A 19,408-nucleotide genomic window follows, 5' to 3' on the forward strand; every position below is an offset into this window, starting at 1 on the left:
AAGCGAGTTCGTCCATGCCGATCGGCGTCAAGGCTGATTCCGCCGCCCCATCCCCGGCAGGAGGCGGCAGGGAACAGCGCGTAACCAAGCAGCGCAAGGCCGTCAGCGCGGCGCTGGACCACCTGGACGACTTCGTCAGCACGCAGGAGCTCTACCGGATCCTGCAGAACCAGGGCGTGTCCGTGTCACTGGCCACTGCCTACCGGATCCTGCAGTCGCTCGCCGACGAGGGACTGGTGGATGTGCTGCGCAATGGCGACGGCGAAGCGGTGTACCGGCGCTGCGCCGTCACTGCCCACCACCACCACCTGCTGTGCAGGAACTGCGGGAAGGCCGTGGAAGTGGAAGCACCCGCCGTCGAAACGTGGGCAGTGCGCACGGCGGCGGACCATGGATTCACCGAGGTGGACCACACGGTGGAAATTTTTGGCCTGTGCCCGGAGTGCACCGCCCTTAAGGCCGCCGGGAAGCTGTAAGGACCCGCCCGTTGATGCCGCGGGCGTCGCGCACCGAGCTGATGGCGCGGCACACCACGTAGATCAGGAATGACAATGTGGTGACGTAGGGGCTGATGGGGATCCGTCCGCCCAATGCCAGCAGGATTCCGCCCACGGTTGCAGTGACCGCGAAGATGACGCTCAGGACCACCGCCGCTACCGGCGAGGACGTGACCCGCAGCGCCGCGGCCGCAGGCGTAATCAGCAGGGCAAGCACCAGCAGGGCGCCAACCACCTGGATGGACAAGGCCACACTGACGCCCAGGACCACCATGAACACGATGGCCAGCGTGCGGACCGGGACTCCCCGCGCCTCGGCGAGCTCGGGATCCACGCTGGCGAAGTTCAGCGGCCGCCAGATTGCCAGCAGCACGAGCATGACCACGACGGCGGTCCCGGCGAGGGCCTGGAGCTGGACGGTATCCACGGAGACGATTTGCCCCGTGAGGAGCCCGAACTTGTTCGCGGCGCGGCCCTGGTACAAGGACAGGAACAGGATTCCGAGGCCCAGGCCGAAGGGCATGATCACGCCGATGGTTGAGTTCTTGTCCCTGGCCCTGACTCCCATCAGGCCCAGCAGCAGTGCTGCGGCCACTGATCCGATGAGCGAGCCGAAGACCACGTCCGCGCCGACCAGCAGGGCGAAGGCGGCGCCCGCGAAGGAAAGTTCGGAGATGCCGTGGACCGCGAAGGCAAGGTCGCGCTTCATGACGAACGTGCCCACCAGGCCGCCAAGGAGCCCCAGGATGGCGCCCGCCCAGATGGAGTTCTGGACCAGCACCAGCAGTTCGCCGTAGTTGTCGAAGTTGAAGATGGCCCCGAGGATGCTGTCGGCGTCCACTACGCGGCCTCCCCCGCCAGGGCGTCGGCCGCGGCGTGGTGGTGGGTGGTGGCATCGGGAAGGCCAACGACGACGATCCGCCCGTTGGCGTGGATCACCTCTACCTGGGTGCCGTACAGGTCGGAGAGCACTTCAGTGGTCATGACCTCTTCCGGTGTCCCCACCCGGAACCGCCCCCCTGCCAGGTACAGGACCCGGTCGACGTAGTCGATAATGGGGTTGATTTCGTGGGTAACGAAGACAACGGCGCTGTTGTGTTCACGGCTTTGTTTGTTGATCAGGGCGCTGACTGCCTGCTGGTGGTGCAGGTCAAGGGACAACAGCGGCTCATCGCAAAGCAGGACCTGGGGATCCGTTGCCAGCGCCTGCGCCACCCTCAGCCGCTGCTGTTCGCCGCCGGAGAGCTGGCCAACCGGAACTTTGGCGTAGTCGGAAGCTCCCACCAGCTCCAGGAGCTGGTCCACCTTGCGGTTTGTCTTGGCCGCCGACAGCCGGACGCCCCAGCGGTGCCCATCGACGCCCAGCGCCACCAGGTCACGGGCACGCATGGGTGTGTCCTGCGGAAAGGACTTTTGCTGGGGAATGTAGCCAATCAGGTTGCTGCCGCGTTCCACGGGCCGTCCGCCCAGGGAGGCCTTTCCGGAGTGCAGCTTCTGCAGGCCCAGGAGGACTTTCAGGAAACTGGTTTTGCCGCTGCCGTTGGGACCCAGCACGGCGAAGAATTCACCGGGCCTGATCTCCAGGTCCAGGTCCTCCCAGAGCGTGCGCTGACCGAACTTGAGGCACGCCCCTTCGAGGCTGACGACGGATTTCACCTGTTTGACTCCAGAATTTTGCTGACGTTGTTCACATTGTCCGTCATCCACTGCAGGTAGGTCTTGCCCTCCGGCAGGGTTTCGGTGAAGTCCACCACCGGAACGCCTGCGGCTTGGGCCGCCTTCTTGAGGGTTTCCGTCTGCGGGCCTTCGGTCTGGGCATTGTAGGCCAGCAGCCGCACCGTCCTGGACGCCACCAGGTCGGTGGCTTCCTTCATGGCGGCGGGCGGCACGTCAGTGCCCTCCTCGATCGCGGCAGTGTATTGCTCAGGCGTGGCGTTCTTCAGGCCCGCATCTTCGAGCAGGTACAGCGGGACGGGTTCGGTGACCGCAACCTGGCCTCCGGCCGCCGCGGCTTTCCCGGCGTCCAGCTGGCTGTGCAGCCCGGAGAGGGAGGACTTGAACGCGTCGGCGTTGGCGCTAAATGTGGCAGCGGAACCGGGATCCAGCGTGCCGAGTTTCTCCGCAACGCTGTCGGCCACCCGTTCCATGGCCGGCAGGCTGTACCAGACGTGCTCGTTGAAGTCGCCGTGATCGTGCCCGTCCGAACCTTCCGCCGCCGGCGGGGTCGCCGCCTGGGTCTCCTCTTCCGGGTGGGCAAGGCCGGAGATTTCGACGGCGGTCAGCACGGAGCCGCTGTCCAGCTTGCTGCTCTCCACCAGGGTATGGAGGAAATCGTCATAGCCGCCGCCGTTTTCGATGACCAGCTGGGCTTTGGAGACGGTCAGGCGGTCCTGGGCGGTTGCCTCGTAGGAGTGCGGATCCTGGCCGGCGCTGTTGATGATCGCGGTGACGTTGACCTTATCCCCGCCAATGGTCCTGGCGATGTCGCCGTACACATTCGTGGAGGCTACGACGTTGATCCCCTGTGCGGAGGCAGGAGTTCCGGGCTGTTGCGGACTGCATGCAGTCAGCAACAGCCCAAGTCCCGTCAAGGCGGCAAGGAAAGAGCTGGCAGCGGCTGTACGGCGCACGGAAAACCTCAGTTCACACAGATGGGGAGGATGACAGTGCAAGCCTATACCTAAATGCGAATGATTCCTATTTAGGTCCGCTTCCGTTCGGCTGGCCCAGGCGGCGGATCCCGGTGGCCTGCGTCGCATCCCGGATTTCGCCAACGAGCTGTTCAATGACGTCCTCCAGGAAGAGCACACCTCGGGTCCTGCCGTCCGGGCCTATTACGCGGGCCAGATGGGATCCCGTTCGCTGCATGACGGACATCGCCTTTTCGATCTCGTCCCCCAGTGCCAGGTTGGCCAGTGACCGGATGCGGCTCTCGGCAATCGGCAGCTCGTAGGCAGACTCCGGAATGGACAGCACATCCTTGACGTGGAGGTAGCCGTAGAGCATGTCCTCGTCATCCAGCATGGGAAACCGGGAGAACCCCGTACGGCTGACGGTTTTTTCAAACTCCACTGGAGTGGTGGAAGCCCCCAGCATGACCAGGTTTTCGAGCGGCACCATGATGTCCTCCGCCGTGTGCTCCGAGAACTCGAGAGCACCGGTGATGAGCCCGGCGTCGTCGTCCACCAGCCCGTGGCGTGTGGACTCCTGGACGATCGACTGCACCTCCTCAAGGGTGAAGGAGGACGTCACTTCGTCCTTGGGCTCGATCCGCATGAGTTTGAGGATGTGGTTGGCCGACCAGTTGAGGACTGAAATCACCGGGTGGACCAACCGCGAGATGAACAGCAGGGGCGGGGCCAGGACCAGTGCCGCCTTGTCCGCCACAGACACCGAAATGTTTTTGGGCACCATCTCGCCGAAGGTGACGTGCAGGAAGGTCACCAGCATCAGGGCCACGGCAAAGGCCGCAACGTCCGCGGCTTCCGCCGGCAGGCCCACCGTCTCGATGGGGGCGGCAAGCAGGTGGTGGATTGCCGGCTCGGCCACCAGCAGGATCAGCAGCGAACACACGGTGATGCCCAGCTGCGCGCAGGCCAGCATCAACGACACGTTTTCCATGGCGCGCAGGGTGGTCTGGGCGCGCTTGGAACCGGCATCGGCCAAAGGCTCGATCTGGCTGCGGCGCGCGGACATGATGGCGAACTCAGCGCCCACGAAAAAGGCGTTGCCCAGCAGGAGGAAGCCCAGCCAGAGTATTCCGGCCCAGTCGCTCATGGCTTGCTCCTGTCATTGGCGTCCTGCGCGGCGGGTTGTTCCGTGGGGTGGAAGCAGATGCGGTCGATCCTGCGGCCGTCCATCCTGGTGACGCTGAGGGTCCCGCCGCCCACGTCGACGGCGTCACCCACCATGGCGATCCTGCCGAGCTTGCTCATGACGTAGCCACCCACGGTCTCGTAGGCTGATTCGTCCGGAACGCTCAAGCCCGGAATCTGTTCTGACAACTCATCCGGGCGGAGGAGCCCGGGGAAGTACCAGTCGCCGGAGGCGCTTTGCAGGAGTCCGGGACGGACCCTGTCGTGTTCGTCCGCCACCTCGCCCACGATTTCCTCCACGAGGTCCTCAAGTGTGGCGATGCCTGCCGTGCCGCCATATTCATCGAGCACGACGGCCAGCTGGAGGTTTCCCTCCCGCAGCTCGGCCAGCAAAGAATCAAGATGGATGGTCTCGGGCACCCGCAGCACCTCGGTCATGATGGCGCCGGCTTCAAGGTTGCGGCGCCGTTCCCACGGCACAGCGACGGCCTTCTTGACATGCACCAGGCCCCGGATGTCATCGGCGGAATCACCTATGACGGGGAACCGGGAGTATCCGGTCCTCCGTGCTGCATCCACCACATCGGAGACCGGCTGGTCGGCGTCGATCGTCTCAAGCCGGATGCGCGGCGTCATGACGTCAGCGGCCGTCCGGGTCGAGAAATTCAGCGTGCGGGCGATGAAGTTGGCGGTTCCGGCGTCGAGCGTTCCCATCGCTGCGGACCGGCGGACCAGGGAGGCAAGCTCCGCCGGAGTCCGCGCTCCGGAGATTTCCTCCTTGGCTTCCAGCCCGAAGATGTGCAGGACCTTGTTGGAAAAGCCGTTGAGGACCAGGATGGCGGGCTTGAAGATGGCCGTGAAAACCAGCTGTGGCCCGGCAAGTGCCCGGCCCACGGGAAACGCCAGCGCAATCGCCATGTTCTTGGGCACCAGTTCGCCCAGGAGCATGGACAGCAGTGTCGCCACCACCATCGCCAGGACCAGCGAGATGGACTGCACGGCCACGGCCGGAAGTCCGACGGCGGCCAGCGGCGCCTCGAGCAGGTGCCCCACCGAGGGTTCCATGACATACCCGGTGAGCAGCGTGGTCAGGGTGATGCCCAGCTGGCAGCTTGAGAGCTGCGTTGACAGCGATTTAAGGCAGGCGAGCAACGGCGCGGCGCCGGTGTCGCCGTCGTCAATGGCGCGCTGGACAGTGGACTGGTCGAGGGCGATGAGGGAGAACTCGACGGCAACGAAGAATCCGGTGCCGGCGATCAGCAGCAAGCCTGCTGCCAGGAGGAGCCACTCCATTCAGCATCCCGCCCTGAGTGCCGAAAGCGGCCTAAGGGCAGTCGAACGGAGAGGGGAAAAGCTGTTTCGGCCCGGCGGAGGATGGTCGGCGGATCGCGATGACCGCTCCGTGCAGGTCGCGGCAAGCTGGGCCGTTGGCTGGTGATGGGCGCGTTGTCGGGGTTTGCCGGCACTGGGGGCGGACTGCGCGGTGCTTCTCTTGGAGCTCCGCTGACAGCGCCCAGGCCGGCACCTAGATTTACTGTCCATAAGACTTTCAGTCTACAGGAGCGCACCCCCTCCCCTGATGCGCGGCAGGGTGTCCGGGACCGGCACGTTTTCCGGCCCCCAAGCGCTTCCCGGGGCTGCCGGCAAGGCATGGCGGGGTGCGGGGCTGCCCGTCCCTGGGCCCATATTCGGACGCTTTTTTAGCCCTGCATTTAGCCCCGCGAACGTCACTTCATGATTTGGGTCACCCTTATTGGCAGTTAACACAAGATGCTCACTAGACTTGCAAAGGGTCTGGGTTCAGAGGACGCAGAGACTGGTTCGATCGCAGTGCTGAAGCACCGGGGGGCCAAAGAGAAATCAAACTCATGGAAGAGGCGTATTTCAAGTGCCAGAGCAGCCAAGCCACCGTCTACCAGAGGAATTTGGCGGGAACGAGTGGCTCGTGGACGAACTGTACGAGCAGTACCAAAAGGACAAGAACGCTGTGGACGCCAAATGGTGGCCACTGTTTGAATCCTTCGACTCGGGTAACGGTTCTTCCAACAACGGAAATTCCGCTCACGCTGCCAACCCTCCTACCCGGGAACTCCCCGTGGTGAAGCCGGCACCCTCTGCTTCGGCACCGTCGCCGGCCGCAGCCCCTGCCGCTCCCCCGGCCGCCCCGGCGCCCGCCGTTCCGGCAGCGGCCCCTGCACCCGTGAAGAAGGCCCCCGCCACGGAGGCACGCGACGGCGGCAAGAAGACCGAAGCAGGAACCGGCTCGCAGCCCATTCCTGCGCAGCTGCCCAAGAACGTCAAGGCTCCCACGGCGCCGGAGGAGGACGTCGTCTCCGTCCTCCGCGGACCGGCCAAGGCCATCGCCACCAACATGGTCACCAGCCTTGAGGTGCCCACCGCCACCAGCGTCCGCGCAATTCCCGCCAAGCTGCTGATCGACAACCGCGTGGTCATCAACTCCAACCTCGCCCGCGCCCGCGGCGGCAAGGTTTCCTTCACGCACCTCATTGGCTACGCCGTGATCCGCGCGCTGTCCCAGTTCCCGTCGATGAACGTCTACTACGACGAGGTGGACGGCAAGCCTGTCGCAGTCCAGCCGGCACACGTCAACTTCGGCATCGCCATCGACATGCCCAAGCCCGACGGTACCCGCCTGCTCATGGTCCCGAACATCAAGAAGGCCGAGACCCTCAACTTCGCCGAGTTCTGGCACACGTATGAGGACCTCATCAAGCGCGCCCGCAACGGCAAGCTCACCGCTGACGACCACCAGGGCACCACCGTGTCCCTGACCAACCCCGGCGGCATCGGCACCGTGCACTCGGTGCCGCGCCTCTCCAAGGGCCAGGCCGCCATCATCGGCGTCGGCGCCCTTGACTACCCCGCCGAGTTCCAGGGCGCCAGCGAAAAGATCATCGCGCACAACGCCATCAGCAAGGTCCTCACCCTGACCTCGACGTACGACCACCGCGTCATCCAAGGCGCCGGCAGCGGCGAGTTCCTCAAGCTGGTGCACCAGCTGCTGCTTGGTGCGCAGAACTTCTACGACGAGATCTTCGAAGCCCTGCGCATCCCCTACGAGCCCGTGCGCTGGAGCCCGGACCTGCAGGTGGATCCGGCAGACGAGATCAACAAGGTGGCCCGGATCCAGCAGCTGATCCACTCCTTCCGCGTGCGCGGACACCTTATGGCGGATACCGATCCCCTGGAGTACGTCCAGCGCAAGCACCCGGACCTCGACGTCCTCACCTACGGCCTGACCCTCTGGGACCTGGACCGCGAGTGGCCCACCGGCGGCTTCGGCGGCAAGTCGATGCTGAAGTTCCGTGACATCCTCGGTGTCTTGCGCGATGCCTACTGCCGCACCACCGGCATCGAATACATGCATATCCAGGAGCCTGCCGAGCGCAAGTGGTTCCAGGACCAGCTGGAACACCCCTACTCGAAGCCCAGCCGCGAAGAACAGCTGCGGATCGTTTCCAAGCTGAACGCGGCCGAGGCCTTCGAGACCTTCCTGCAGACCAAGTTCGTTGGGCAAAAGCGCTTCTCGCTGGAAGGCGGCGAGTCCCTGATCCCGCTGCTGGACGCCATCATGTCCGATGCAGCCGACGACGGCCTGGACGAGGTTGCCATCGGCATGGCACACCGTGGCCGCCTCAACGTGCTGACGAACATCGCCGGGAAGACCTACGCCCAGGTGTTCCGCGAGTTCGAAGGCACGCAGGATCCCCGCTCGGTCCAGGGCTCCGGTGACGTCAAGTACCACCTTGGCACCGAGGGCACCTTCACGTCGGACAACGGCAAGGAGACCAAGGTCTACCTGGCCGCCAACCCGTCGCACCTCGAAGCCGTGGACTCCGTCCTCGAAGGCATTGTCAGGGCCAAGCAGGACCGCCTGGACCAGGGCCAATCGTTCCCTGTCCTGCCCATCATGGTCCACGGCGACGCTGCCTTCGCCGGCCAGGGCGTGGTGGCGGAAACGCTCAACCTTTCCCAGCTGCGCGGCTACCGCACCGGCGGAACCATCCACATCGTGGTCAACAACCAGGTCGGCTTCACCACCGCCCCGTCGTCCTCGCGCTCGTCCACGTACTCCACCGACGTTGCCAAAATGATCCAGGCACCGGTCTTCCACGTGAACGGCGATGACCCCGAGGCCGTTGTCCGCATCGGCCAGCTTGCCTACGAATTCCGCCAGCGCTTCCACAAGGACGTCGTCATCGACATGGTGTGCTACCGGCGCCGCGGCCACAACGAGGGCGACGACCCCTCGATGACCCAGCCGCTGATGTACAACCTGATCGAGGCCAAGCGCTCCGTCCGCAAGCTGTACACCGAGTCGCTGATCGGCCGTGGGGACATCACGGAGGAAGAAGCCGAGCAGCTGCTCCGCGACTACCAGGAACGGCTGGAGCGGGTCTTTGCCGAGACCCACGCCGCCCAGACCTCCCCCATCCCGATCGTCACCGCGGATTCCGCCGCCGTGTCCGATATCGAGCGGCCCATGGCACAGCAGTCCGATTCCAGCGTCAGCGCTCCGGTCTCCACGGCCATCAGCGCCGAGACCCTGGCGCGGATCGGCAAGGCACACGTCGAGATTCCCGACGGCTTCACGGTCCACCCGAAGCTGAAGCAGCTGCTGGAGAAGCGCGAGCAGATGTCCCGTCAGGGCGGCATCGACTGGGGCTTCGGCGAAATTGCGGCGTTCGGCTCCCTGATCATGGAAGGCGTGCCCGTACGCCTCGCCGGCCAGGACTCGCGCCGCGGCACGTTCGTGCAGCGCCACGCTGTCTTCCACGACCGCGCCAACGGCAAGGAATGGCTGCCGCTGGGCAACCTTTCCGACGACCAGGCCAAGCTGTGGATCTATGACTCGCTGCTGTCCGAATACGCTGCCATGGGCTTCGAGTACGGCTACTCCGTGGAGCGCCCGGATGCCTTGGTCCTCTGGGAAGCCCAGTTCGGCGACTTCGTCAACGGTGCGCAGACCATCATCGACGAATTCATCTCCTCTGCCGAGCAGAAGTGGGGCCAGCGCTCCTCGCTGGTCCTGATGCTCCCGCACGGCTACGAAGGCCAGGGACCTGACCACTCCTCGGCGAGGATCGAGCGCTTCCTGCAGCTGTGTGCAGAAGACAACATGATCGTGGCCAACCCCACCACGGCGGCCTCGCACTTCCACCTGCTGCGCCGCCAGGCGTACAACCGCCCGCGGAAGCCGCTGATCATCTTCACGCCCAAGCAGCTGCTGCGCCTGAAGGCTGCCGCGTCGTCCGTGGAGGACTTCACCAACGGCACCTTCCGCCCCGTCATCGGTGAGCATGAGCAGCTGCCGGCGACCGCCGTCGAACGCGTCCTGCTGGTGTCCGGCCGCCTGTACTACGATCTTCTGTCCACCCGGCAGAAGACCGGCGACAAGACCACGGCCATTGTCCGCGTGGAGCAGCTCTACCCGCTGCCGCACGAGGAGATCGCTGCGGAGCTTGCCAAGTACCCGAATGCCGACGTCGTCTGGGCCCAGGACGAGCCGGCCAACCAGGGACCGTGGCCGTTCATCGGCCTCAACCTGCCGGAAGCCCTCGACCGCCGCGTCCGTCTGGTGTCCCGGCCGGCATCCGCCTCCACGGCTGCCGGTTCCATGAAGCGGCACGCCGCGGAACAGGATGTCCTGCTGAAGCAGGCATTTGCACGGAAGTAAGCAGTAAGGCTGCCCGGCCGGAGTCGAAATACCAGACTCCGGCCGGGCAGTTCTGTTTAATGGGATGAACAGCGCCGCCCCGTACCTCCGCAGCAGCGGCGGCGACGATGCAGCGGCCGTACCGAAGCAAACCCGTACCGAAGTAAAGAGGAACGCGTGGAAGACAGGAAGCTGCGGATCGCAGCTGTAGGAGACGAACTGCTGGCCGGACTGGGCGATCCCAGGGCGCTTGGCTGGCTGGGCCGCGTCCTGGCCCGCACTCCCCAGGACGGCATGCTCCTGGAAAGCTACTCCCTCCCCTGTCCGCAGGAAGGTACGGAGGGGCTGGCCGCGCGCTGGCTGGATGAAGCCGGCCGGCGTTTCAGCGCGCAGGCGGAGAACAGGCTGGTCATCGGCCTGTCCGGACGGGACATCGAGTTTGGCCTCTCCACGGCACGGAGCAGGCTGAACCTGGCCAACATCCTGGACTCGGCTTCCCAGAACCGGATCGAGGTTTTTGTTGTGGGGCCGCCTCCGACACTTGATCCGGCGCAGAACCGGCGGCTTGACGAACTGAACACCGCCTTCGCCGACGTCACCACCCGCCGCAAGCACCTCTATGTCGACACGTTCTCGCCGTTGTTGAACCACGAACAGTGGCGCCAGGATCTTGCGGCCAACGGCGGAACCCCCGGCCAGGCGGGGTATGGCCTCATGGCATGGCTGGTGCTGCACCGCGGCTGGTTCCAGTGGCTCCGCCTGGATGCACCCCAGTAACCCCTTTCGAGATACCTTGACCCCGCCTCGCGGCAGCATTACGTTGGACTGAAACGCGATATATCGTCTTATGGAGGGGACCATGACCGGGCAGGCCTGGACTGTTACAGAGGCGCAAACGATGGACATCGACGGCGTGACGTCCTTGAAGCTGGGCATGGTCCGGGGCAGGTTTCAGGTCGTAACGCACTCCGGACCAGGGGTCCGGCTGGAGCTTGCCGAGGTGCACGGCGATCCGGTGGCCGTGTCGCTCAACAGCGGCAGGCTGGAAGTGCGGCATCAGCTGCACGGTGCCCAGGGCTGGTTCAAGAACCTCATGGAGACGGTCAACCACAACAGCGAGAATTCCGCTGTCATCACCATCGCCGTTCCCCAAGGGGTGGAGGTCGAGGCAGGTACCGTCAGCGGTGAGGGACTCATTTCGGGCGTCTCCGCCCATGTCCGGCTGAACACCGTGTCAGGTTCGGTGGTGGCGGACAGCACCACCGGCGAGCTGCAGGTGACCACCATCAGCGGCAGCGTGGACGTGAGGAACCACCGCGGCGTGCTCACCGCCAAGAGTGTCTCCGGAACGGTCACCGCCTCCGGCCACTTCACCAATGTCCGCACCAACACCGTGAGCGGCCACCTCAGCGTCGAGCTGCTCGGCTTTACCCGCGACTTCGGCTCCAACTCGGTGTCCGGGGACCTTACCATCAGGATGCCGCACGACGTCGGCGCCGATATCGTGGCCAAATCCGCCGGCGGAGCGGTGATCCTTGACGGCCGGCAGTGCCTCCTGGCCAACGGCAAAGTGGAAACCATTGCCGGTCCGGACGGGCAACTGATGCTCGTCCGGACCAATTCGGTGTCGGGCAGGACTACCATCGTCCACGCTCCCGAACCTGTTGACGGTGGCGGGGAAGCCCACGGCTGATGCCGCCCGTCTTCGCACACGGTGCGTTGCGCCTCTATCTCCTGGCCCTGCTGGAAGGCGGGCCCAAGCACGGCTATCAGCTCATCAAGGCGCTCAAGGACCGGTTCGGCGGGACCTACTCCCCCAGCGCCGGAACCATCTACCCCCGCTTGGGCAAGCTCGAGGAGGACGGCCTGGTGGCCACCGAACGGGCCGGACGGCGCACCAACTACCGCATCACCGCCGACGGCCTTGCCGAACTGGACCGGCGCCGGGAGGATGTGGCCGGGGTCGAGCATGACATCGCGGCCTCCCTGCAGAGGCTGGACGTGGAACTGATGGTGCAGAAGTTCCGCGACGAGCTGTGCGCAGACCTCCGGCAGCAGGGCATACACCGTCCCATCAGCCCCGGGACACTGGAAACCGTCAGGGCAGCCCTGGACCAGGCCCGCGCTGCCATCCGCAGCACCCTCCAGTCTTAGGCCCGGCGTCTCCTCCTGCCGCGCTGCCGCAGGTCATCCGCCCTTCCCGGTTCGCGGGCCGCCACATCATGTGGGAGACTTGAGGGCAGCTCTTTTTGAGTACCAACAGTAAGGAGGCCAGCTATGAGCAAGCGTGCACGCAAGCGTCGTGACCGTAAGCGTGGCGGCGCGAACCACGGGAAGCGCCCCAACACCTAGGCAAATGCCAGGAACTACGGTTCAAGCAAAGGACCCCGCAAGCCAATCGGCTTCCGGGGTCCTTTGCTGTCTGCGGCCCTGTTCCGCTCACACGGCTTATGCCTATGCCTCCACGGGACGGATGGCGTGGATCCTGTCCAGGATGGCGTTCTTCAGGTTGTCCGGAGCGGACTCCGTGCAGGAACGCTTGACCATGTTGCGGATGACGCACTCCAGGTCATACTGTTCCGTGCACTCAGGGCAGTCATCAAGGTGGTTCTTGATTTCCGTAAGGTCCTCGCGGGTCAGTGCCCCGTCAAGGTATTCGTAGATGCGTTGCATCCGGGTGTCGTCGCAATCGCCCAATCCCTGGCAGTCGCTCATTTCCTGTTCTCCTGTGCTTTGCTTCCTGCCGCATCCGAGGCATCGGCGGCCGTTTTGAATCCCCGCTCGGCGGCATATTCCGCGAGCATGTCCCGCAACATTCGCCGGCCGCGGTGGAGCCGGGACATCACCGTGCCGATAGGCGTGTTCATGATGTCTGAGATTTCCTTGTAGGCGAAGCCCTCCACGTCGGCGAAGTAAACCGCCAGGCGGAACTCCTCCGGAATATCCTGCAGCGCCCGCTTCACGTCCGAATCCGGGAGGTGGTCCAGCGCTTCAGCCTCGGCCGAACGCAGCCCGCTCGAGGTGTGTGATTCCGCCCGTGCCAGCTGCCAGTCCTCAATGCTGTCCGAGTTGGACTGCAACGGCTCGCGCTGCCTCTTCCGGTAGAGGTTGATGTATGTGTTGGTCAGGATCCGGTACAACCAGGCTTTCAGGTTCGTACCCGGCTTGTACTGGTGGAAGGCGGAGAAAGCCTTGGTGTAGGCCTCCTGCACCAGGTCTTCCGCGTCGGACGGGTTCCGTGCCATGCGCATGGCAGCGGAGTACAGCTGGTCGACGTACTGCATGGCGTCGCGTTCAAAGCGAAGGCGGCGCTGTTCCACGCTCTCGGTGGAGACGTCCAGCGCGCCGTCCCCGGTTTCCGCGTCAGCGGCCACCGGGACAGGTCCTGCCTGTCCGGCAGGCACGGGCGCGGAACCGGCCTTCCCGTTCACTTCGCCGGGGGTAGCCTCATACATGGCCGCAACGGCCGGGTCCAGGGTGTTCATTGCCTTCAAGTCTACTGTCAGGCTCCCTGCACGGGGCATGCCGTACTCCGGCGGCTCTGAGGCCAGCTTGTCCACTGCCACCGGTCCCGCCTGCCTGGTTCCGTCCAACACCTTCCCCAAGGGCCAACTCCGCTCTGTATCGGGTGAATGATCGTCGGGCCCCGTGTCGCGGACCCGTTTGCCATAACCGCCTCCCACGGGCAAATATTCCCCAAAAGTGCAAGACTAGGACCGACTCCGCCGCTCGCCGCGGCTCGTCCATCCAGGAGGAAATCCATGCCCTTTGTCCGCACCCTCGCACGGCCCATGCTTGCCTCCAGTTTCGTTCTTGCCGGACTGGATAAGCTCAGGAACGCCGACGACACCGCACAGCAGCTCTCACCGCTGCTGCGCAAGGCCGCAGCCTCGCTCCCCTTCCAAGCGAACGAAAAGACCCTCGCCCGGGTCATCGGCGGGACCCAGGTGGGAGCCGGTGTCCTGTTCGGCCTTGGTAAGTTCTCCCGGCTGTCAGCCGGCCTGTTGACGGTGATTTCGCTCCTGAACACCTTTGTTGAGTGGCGCAGTGCGGACATCAGCAGCAAGGAAGGGCGCGAAGGCCGCCGGAACCAGCTGCTCAAGAACCTCTCGCTGAGCGGCGGCGCCCTGCTCGCTTCCGTTGACACCGCTGGCAAGCCCGGCCTGGCCTGGCGCGCCGAGCACCTGGCGGCCGGTGCCCGCAGGAATGCCTCGCATCTGGCCGCCGACGCCCGCAAGACCACCACCAAGAGACTGAACAAGGCGGACAAGGCCGTGCGCCGCGCCGTCGAACACGCCACGGGAGCATAAACACGAATGACCGCAGCAGCTGCCACCCGGGACGGCTCCGGAATACCTGTCCACCATTGGGCCGCGCCTTTTGCGTTCCGGCCCGTTGACGCCACCGTGACGGTGCCCGGATCGAAATCCCTGACCAACAGGTACCTGGTCCTGGCAGCCCTCGCGGACGGCCCGTCCCGGCTGCGGGCGCCCCTGCATTCCAGGGACTCGGCGCTCATGGTCGACGCACTCCGGCAGCTCGGTGCCGTTATCACCGAAGTACCCGGGGACGGCGCCTTCGGTCCCGACCTGGAGGTGGTGCCGCTGCCGGCGGCAGCGTCGGCTTCGTTGACCAGGATCGACTGCGGACTCGCCGGCACCGTCATGCGGTTCGTTCCGCCGCTGGCAGCGCTCCGCAATGGAGCCAGCCTGTTCGACGGCGACCCCCACGCCCGTAAGCGGCCCATGGGAACCATCATCGAGGCCCTCAAGGCCCTGGGCGTGGCCGTCTCCGCCGAAGACGGCAGCGCGCCGTCGTCGCTCCCCTTCGTGGTGGAAGGCAGCGGCGCAGTGCGCGGCGGGCATCTGGTGATCGACGCCAGCGCCTCCTCGCAGTTCGTCTCCGCCCTCCTCCTGGTGGGGGCGCGGTTCGACGAGGGCCTGCACCTGGAACACGTGGGCAAGCCGGTGCCCAGCCTGGACCACATCAACATGACGGTGGCCGTCCTGCGCGGCGCCGGCGTGTCAGTGGACGATTCCGTCCCCAACCACTGGGTTGTGGCGCCTGGTCCCATCCGCGCCTTCGACCAGCGGATCGAACAGGACCTGTCCAACGCCGGGCCCTTCCTTGCGGCGGCCCTCGCCTCGCGGGGGACGGTTCGGATTCCCAACTGGCCGGCGGAAACCCAGCAGGTGGGAGACCTTTGGCGCGGAATCCTGGCCAGCATGGGCGCCACGGTGACCCTGGCTGACGGCGTCCTGACCGTCACCGGCGGCCCGGAGATCAAGGGCGGTGACTTCGCGGACACCAGTGAACTGGCTCCGACGGTGGCAGCCCTGTGCGCCCTGGCCTCGGGACCTTCCCGGCTCACCGGGATCGCCCACCTGCGGGGGCATGAGACGGACCGGCTCGCGGCCCTGGTGGCGGAGATCAACCGGCTCGGCGGCGACGCCGAGGAAACCAGCGACGGCCTGGTGATCCGGCCCGCCCCGCTGCATGCCGGCGTCGTGCACAGCTACGCGGACCACCGCATGGCCACGGCGGGCGCCATCCTGGGACTCGCGGTGGAGGGCGTCCAGGTGGAGGACATCGGCACCACCGCCAAGACCATGCCGGACTTCCCACAGCTGTGGGCCGGCATGCTGGCCCAGGAAGCGGGGTCCGTAGCCGGACCGGAAGGGCGCGTCAGTGGCGCGTAGCACTGGTTCCTGGGACGAATCGGACGTTCGCATCCGTCCCAGCAAGAAGGGTTCCCGGCCACGCACCAAGGACCGGCCCAGCCATGACGACGCCGTGACCGGACGGATCATCACGGTGGACCGGGGCCGGTATACAGCAGTGGTGGACGAGGACTCGGAAAACGAGCGCGTTGTCATTGCCGCGCGCGCCCGGGAACTGCGCCGCTCCCCCGTCGTTGCGGGCGATTTCGTGTCGCTGGTGGGGGACGTGTCCGGCGCACCGGACACGCTGGCCCGGCTGGTGAAGATCCAGGACCGCCATACGCTCCTGCGCCGCAGCGCCGACGATACCGACCCCATTGAGCGCGCGGTGGTGGCCAACGCGGACCAGTTGGTGATCGTGGTGGCTGCGGCCAACCCGGAGCCCCGCACGGGATTCATTGACCGCGCGCTGGTGGCCGCCTACGACGCCGGGATCGAGCCCATCCTGCTGGTCACCAAGGCCGACGTCAAAGACCCTGCTGAACTCCTTTCCAACTACACTCACCTGGACTTCCCGGTCATCATCAGCCGGACCGCCGATGCCCAGGCGTCGGGCATCGACGCCCGGTCCGATGACGGCCTCTCGGCGCGGCTGGACAGCGCGGCAGTGGCTGCCCTCCGTGACCACCTCGACGGCAAGGTCACCGTGATGCTCGGGCACTCCGGTGTCGGAAAGTCCACCATGGTGAACGCGCTGACCGGCGCCGAGCGGGCCACCGGCGGAGTAAACGCCGTGACCGGACGCGGCCGCCACACGTCGTCGTCCGCCCTTGCCCTGCGGCTGGCGGATGCGCCAGCCGGCAGCTGGATCATCGACACCCCCGGCATCCGTTCCTTCGGCCTGGCCCACGTGGACCCGGACCGGATCCTGCGTTCATTCCCTGACCTCTCCCCCGGCATCGAGAAGTGCGAACGGGGCTGCAAGCACACGGCAACCGCGGTGGACTGTGGCCTCGACGACTGGGTGGCGGCCGGACACGCGGGCCCCACCGGCCCTGCCCGGCTGGCGTCCCTGCGGCGGTTGCTGGGAGCGGATCCACGGATGGAAGCACAGGAAACCAAGGAGCTCGGCAGCGTCAACTGACGCGTTCTCCCGGCAGAACCGTTTGCAGACGGTAGTTTGGAACCATGATCCAACCCGCTTCGAGCTACAACGATGACCTGCGCCTGGCCCATGTCCTGGCCGACTCCGTGGATGACCAGACAATGAGCCGCTTCAAGGCCCTGGACCTCCACGTTGAGACCAAGCCGGACCTGACGCCGGTCACCGACGCGGACAAGGCCGCCGAGGAAGCCATCCGCGGCCAGCTCTCCCGATCCCGGCCCCGCGACGCCGTCCTGGGCGAGGAGTTCGGGAGCACCGGCCACGGTTCGCGGCGCTGGATCATCGATCCCATTGACGGGACCAAGAACTTTGTCCGCGGCGTTCCGGTGTGGGCCACGCTCATCGCCCTCGTGGACGAGGGTGAACCGGTGGTGGGCGTGGTCAGCGCCCCGGCCCTTGGCAAACGCTGGTGGGCGGCGAAAGGCATGGGCGCGTACATGGGGAGGTCCCTTGCCGCCGCCACCCGGCTCCGCGTCTCCGACGTGTCGAAGCTTTCCGACGCCTCCCTCTCCTACTCCAGCCTGGGCGGGTGGAAGGAACGCGGAAACCTTGACGAGTTCCTTGGCCTGACCGAGGACGTCTGGCGGACCCGGGCCTACGGTGATTTCTGGTCGTACTGCATGGTGGCCGAGGGCTCTGTGGACATCGCCTGCGAACCGGAGCTGAACCTCTATGACATGGCCGCCCTGGTGCCAATCGTGGTGGAGGCCGGCGGCCGGTTCACATCCCTGGAAGGCGAGGACGGCCCGTTCGGCGGAAACGCCCTGGCCACGAACTCAATCCTGCACTCAGAGGTCCTGCACCGCCTGAACCCATACCTGGACGACCTGCTGTAACTGATGCGCTTTCCGCATAAAAGCGAATAATGCGACGCCGGACACCTTCCTGGGGAGGTGTCCGGCGTCGTTTATTCGGCTGTGCGTAATAAACGCCTTAACAATTGCCGCGGCTTCAATCCTGGCCGCCCCATGTCCTACGCTTTTAGGCAGGTCACGAGTGCCAGCGCAAAACCCCGGTTTGCTGGCCGGCAACCCTCCATTCGCGGTGGGGTGCCCCGGGTGACGACCAGGCCGGTCCGGAGCGGATGCGGCAAGCGCGGATTCCCCCATGGCGGAGTCCTGTCATCAAGTGAGGTCTCTGTGACAACTGCCACCGTCTCCCCCCAGCCCGCCATTGCCGAAGCCAACGTCCCCGACGGACGCCATGCCGCAGCCGGCCGGCCGCTCGCTGCCGTCACCGGCGCCGAAATCCAGGCACCCCTGATTTCAGGCGGACACGTGCGGTACGCCAACCTCGATTACGGCGCCTCCGCCCCGGCGTTGTCCGTGGTGTCGGCCTACCTGAACGAGATCCTCCCCTACTACGCGAGCGTCCACCGCGGGGCAGGATACGCATCCCAGATCAGCACCTCCGTGTATGAGAACGCCCGCAGCATCGTCAGGGATTTCGTCGGCGGCCGGGAGGATGATTCGGTCATTTTCACGCGCAACACCACAGATTCGCTGAACCTGCTGGCCGGTTGCCTGCCGGTAACCAATGGCCGGCACGACGGCGAAGTGCTCTACCTGGACATCGAACACCACGCGAACCTCCTGCCGTGGCAGGGCGTCCCGCACCGCAGCATCATCGCCGCCGACACCATCACCGGCACCCTGGAGGCCCTTCGGGCCGAACTTGCACAGGGCGGCGTCAGCCTGCTCGCGGTCACCGGAGCCTCCAACGTCACCGGCGAAATCCTCCCCATCCGGGCCCTGGCCGCGCTGGCCCATGAGCACGGCGCACGGATCGTGGTGGACGCCGCCCAGCTCGCTCCCCACCGCCGCGTGGACATCAGCGCGGACGATGTCGACTACCTCGCCTTCTCCGGCCACAAGCTGTACGCGCCCTTCGGCGCCGGCGTCCTGGTGGGACGCCCGGACTGGCTGGACGCCGGCGTCCCGCACCTTGCGGGCGGCGGCGCGGTCAAGGAAGCCAGGCTCGACGGCGTCAGCTGGGCCACCGGACCGGCGCGCCATGAGGGGGGCTCACCCAACGTCCTGGGAGCCGCCACGCTGGCCCGCGCCACCCAGGTCATTGCCGGACTGGACCAGGAACGCTGGCATGCGCACGAGTCCGCCATCCGTTCCTTCCTGGTGGAGGGCCTGCAGGGGATCGACGGCGTCACCGTCCACCAGATCTTCAAGGACACCAACCCCGAAACGGAGACCATCGGAGTGGTCAATTTCTCTGTTGAAGGCTACGACGCCGGACTGGTGGCGGCGTACCTCTCGGCAGAGCATGGCGTGGGACTGCGGGACGGCCGCTTCTGCGCCCATCCCCTGCTCAAGCGCCTGGGCCTGCCGTCCGGTTCCCTTCGCGCCAGCTTCGGTGTCGGTTCACGCCTGGAGGACGCCGAACGGCTGCTTGCCGGCATCCGCGCCCTGCGGAGCAACGGCCTGGGCTGGGACTACGTGGTGGACGCAGGCCGCTGGGTGCCCGCCAATGACACCCGCACCTACCCGCACTGGGCACCCAACACCCCGGGCACCGCCGGCGCCGCGCCCTGCATCGACGGCTGACGGCCGGCCCAAGCCGTCCAGGGCATCGATCCGGCG

18 protein-coding genes and 1 riboswitch are annotated in these 19,408 nt (G+C 65.9%); of the genes, 11 read left to right on the plus strand and 7 right to left on the minus strand.

Annotation, left to right across the window (positions count from 1 at the left end; all coding sequences use genetic code 11):
• Positions 1-14 precede the first annotated feature (14 nt).
• A complete protein-coding gene (locus FBY33_RS17675; protein ID WP_142033014.1) occupies positions 15-476 on the plus strand; it encodes a Fur family transcriptional regulator in 462 nt (153 codons plus the stop codon).
• Here FBY33_RS17675 and FBY33_RS17680 read toward each other — a convergent pair.
• The 5 genes from FBY33_RS17680 to FBY33_RS17700 all read right to left on the minus strand — a co-directional run bounded on the left by FBY33_RS17680 (position 454) and on the right by FBY33_RS17700 (position 5,605).
• Positions 454-1,338, minus strand: a complete 885-nt coding sequence (locus FBY33_RS17680) for a metal ABC transporter permease (RefSeq protein ID WP_142031654.1) — start codon at positions 1,336-1,338, stop codon at positions 454-456. The genes FBY33_RS17675 and FBY33_RS17680 overlap by 23 nt on opposite strands.
• Positions 1,338-2,153: a metal ABC transporter ATP-binding protein gene (locus FBY33_RS17685; RefSeq protein WP_142031655.1), complete on the minus strand. Its 816-nt coding sequence runs from the start codon at positions 2,151-2,153 to the stop codon at positions 1,338-1,340. Before FBY33_RS17685 ends, FBY33_RS17680 begins: the two co-directional genes overlap by 1 nt.
• Positions 2,150-3,127, minus strand: coding sequence for a metal ABC transporter solute-binding protein, Zn/Mn family (locus FBY33_RS17690; protein WP_142031656.1), 978 nt, complete (start codon positions 3,125-3,127; stop codon positions 2,150-2,152). Before FBY33_RS17690 ends, FBY33_RS17685 begins: the two co-directional genes overlap by 4 nt.
• A 67-nt stretch (positions 3,128-3,194) precedes the next feature.
• Positions 3,195-4,274 (minus strand): hemolysin family protein, encoded by a 1,080-nt coding sequence (locus FBY33_RS17695; protein WP_142031657.1) that lies wholly within the window; start codon positions 4,272-4,274, stop codon positions 3,195-3,197.
• Complete coding sequence (locus tag FBY33_RS17700) at positions 4,271-5,605, minus strand: hemolysin family protein (RefSeq protein WP_142031658.1); 1,335 nt, start codon at positions 5,603-5,605, stop codon at positions 4,271-4,273. The genes FBY33_RS17695 and FBY33_RS17700 overlap by 4 nt, the downstream gene beginning before the upstream one ends.
• A 595-nt stretch (positions 5,606-6,200) precedes the next feature.
• On the opposite strand from FBY33_RS17700, the gene FBY33_RS17705 reads away from it, so the two are divergent.
• From FBY33_RS17705 to FBY33_RS20960, 5 genes are all read left to right on the plus strand, one after another.
• Positions 6,201-10,010, plus strand: a complete 3,810-nt coding sequence (locus tag FBY33_RS17705) for a multifunctional oxoglutarate decarboxylase/oxoglutarate dehydrogenase thiamine pyrophosphate-binding subunit/dihydrolipoyllysine-residue succinyltransferase subunit (RefSeq protein WP_142031659.1) — start codon at positions 6,201-6,203, stop codon at positions 10,008-10,010.
• A gap of 156 nt (positions 10,011-10,166) precedes the next feature.
• Positions 10,167-10,766, plus strand: coding sequence for a GDSL-type esterase/lipase family protein (locus FBY33_RS17710; protein WP_056334984.1), 600 nt, complete (start codon positions 10,167-10,169; stop codon positions 10,764-10,766).
• An 82-nt stretch (positions 10,767-10,848) separates the two neighbouring features.
• Entirely contained in the window at positions 10,849-11,682 is an 834-nt protein-coding gene (locus FBY33_RS17715) for a DUF4097 family beta strand repeat-containing protein (RefSeq protein ID WP_142031660.1), read from the plus strand.
• Entirely contained in the window at positions 11,682-12,143 is a 462-nt protein-coding gene (locus FBY33_RS17720; protein ID WP_142031661.1) for a PadR family transcriptional regulator, read from the plus strand. The genes FBY33_RS17715 and FBY33_RS17720 overlap by 1 nt, the downstream gene beginning before the upstream one ends.
• Positions 12,144-12,266: 123 nt before the next feature.
• Positions 12,267-12,341 (plus strand): 50S ribosomal protein bL37, encoded by a 75-nt coding sequence (locus FBY33_RS20960; RefSeq protein WP_369299106.1) that lies wholly within the window; start codon positions 12,267-12,269, stop codon positions 12,339-12,341.
• Positions 12,342-12,443: 102 nt separating this feature from the next.
• On the opposite strand, the gene rsrA is transcribed toward FBY33_RS20960, so the two are convergent.
• Together rsrA and FBY33_RS17730 are read right to left on the minus strand one after the other, a co-directional pair.
• Positions 12,444-12,704: a mycothiol system anti-sigma-R factor gene (gene rsrA, locus FBY33_RS17725; RefSeq protein WP_142031662.1), complete on the minus strand. Its 261-nt coding sequence runs from the start codon at positions 12,702-12,704 to the stop codon at positions 12,444-12,446.
• Positions 12,701-13,474, minus strand: coding sequence for a sigma-70 family RNA polymerase sigma factor (locus tag FBY33_RS17730; RefSeq protein WP_235010606.1), 774 nt, complete (start codon positions 13,472-13,474; stop codon positions 12,701-12,703). Before FBY33_RS17730 ends, rsrA begins: the two co-directional genes overlap by 4 nt.
• Positions 13,475-13,750: 276 nt before the next feature.
• On the opposite strand from FBY33_RS17730, the gene FBY33_RS17735 reads away from it, so the two are divergent.
• The 5 genes from FBY33_RS17735 (at position 13,751) to FBY33_RS17755 (ending at position 19,372) form a co-directional block, all read left to right on the plus strand.
• Entirely contained in the window at positions 13,751-14,299 is a 549-nt protein-coding gene (locus FBY33_RS17735; RefSeq protein ID WP_142031664.1) for a DoxX family protein, read from the plus strand.
• 6 nt (positions 14,300-14,305) lie between these two features.
• On the plus strand, positions 14,306-15,688 hold the full coding sequence (gene aroA, locus FBY33_RS17740) for a 3-phosphoshikimate 1-carboxyvinyltransferase (protein WP_142031665.1): 1,383 nt from the start codon (positions 14,306-14,308) through the stop codon (positions 15,686-15,688).
• Complete coding sequence (gene rsgA, locus FBY33_RS17745) at positions 15,678-16,793, plus strand: ribosome small subunit-dependent GTPase A (protein ID WP_142031666.1); 1,116 nt, start codon at positions 15,678-15,680, stop codon at positions 16,791-16,793. Before aroA ends, rsgA begins: the two co-directional genes overlap by 11 nt.
• 44 nt (positions 16,794-16,837) lie before the next feature.
• Positions 16,838-17,650, plus strand: a complete 813-nt coding sequence (gene hisN, locus FBY33_RS17750) for a histidinol-phosphatase (RefSeq protein ID WP_056334967.1) — start codon at positions 16,838-16,840, stop codon at positions 17,648-17,650.
• A gap of 152 nt (positions 17,651-17,802) precedes the next feature.
• Positions 17,803-17,916: riboswitch (SAM riboswitch) on the plus strand.
• A 37-nt stretch (positions 17,917-17,953) separates the two neighbouring features.
• Positions 17,954-19,372 carry an aminotransferase class V-fold PLP-dependent enzyme gene (locus FBY33_RS17755; RefSeq protein WP_142031667.1) on the plus strand — a complete coding sequence of 473 codons (1,419 nt, stop codon included), beginning with the start codon at positions 17,954-17,956 and terminating at the stop codon, positions 19,370-19,372.
• Positions 19,373-19,408 lie beyond the last annotated feature (36 nt).

Origin of the sequence: Arthrobacter sp. SLBN-112 (assembly GCF_006715225.1) — a bacterium.
Lineage (GTDB): Bacteria > Actinomycetota > Actinomycetes > Actinomycetales > Micrococcaceae > Arthrobacter.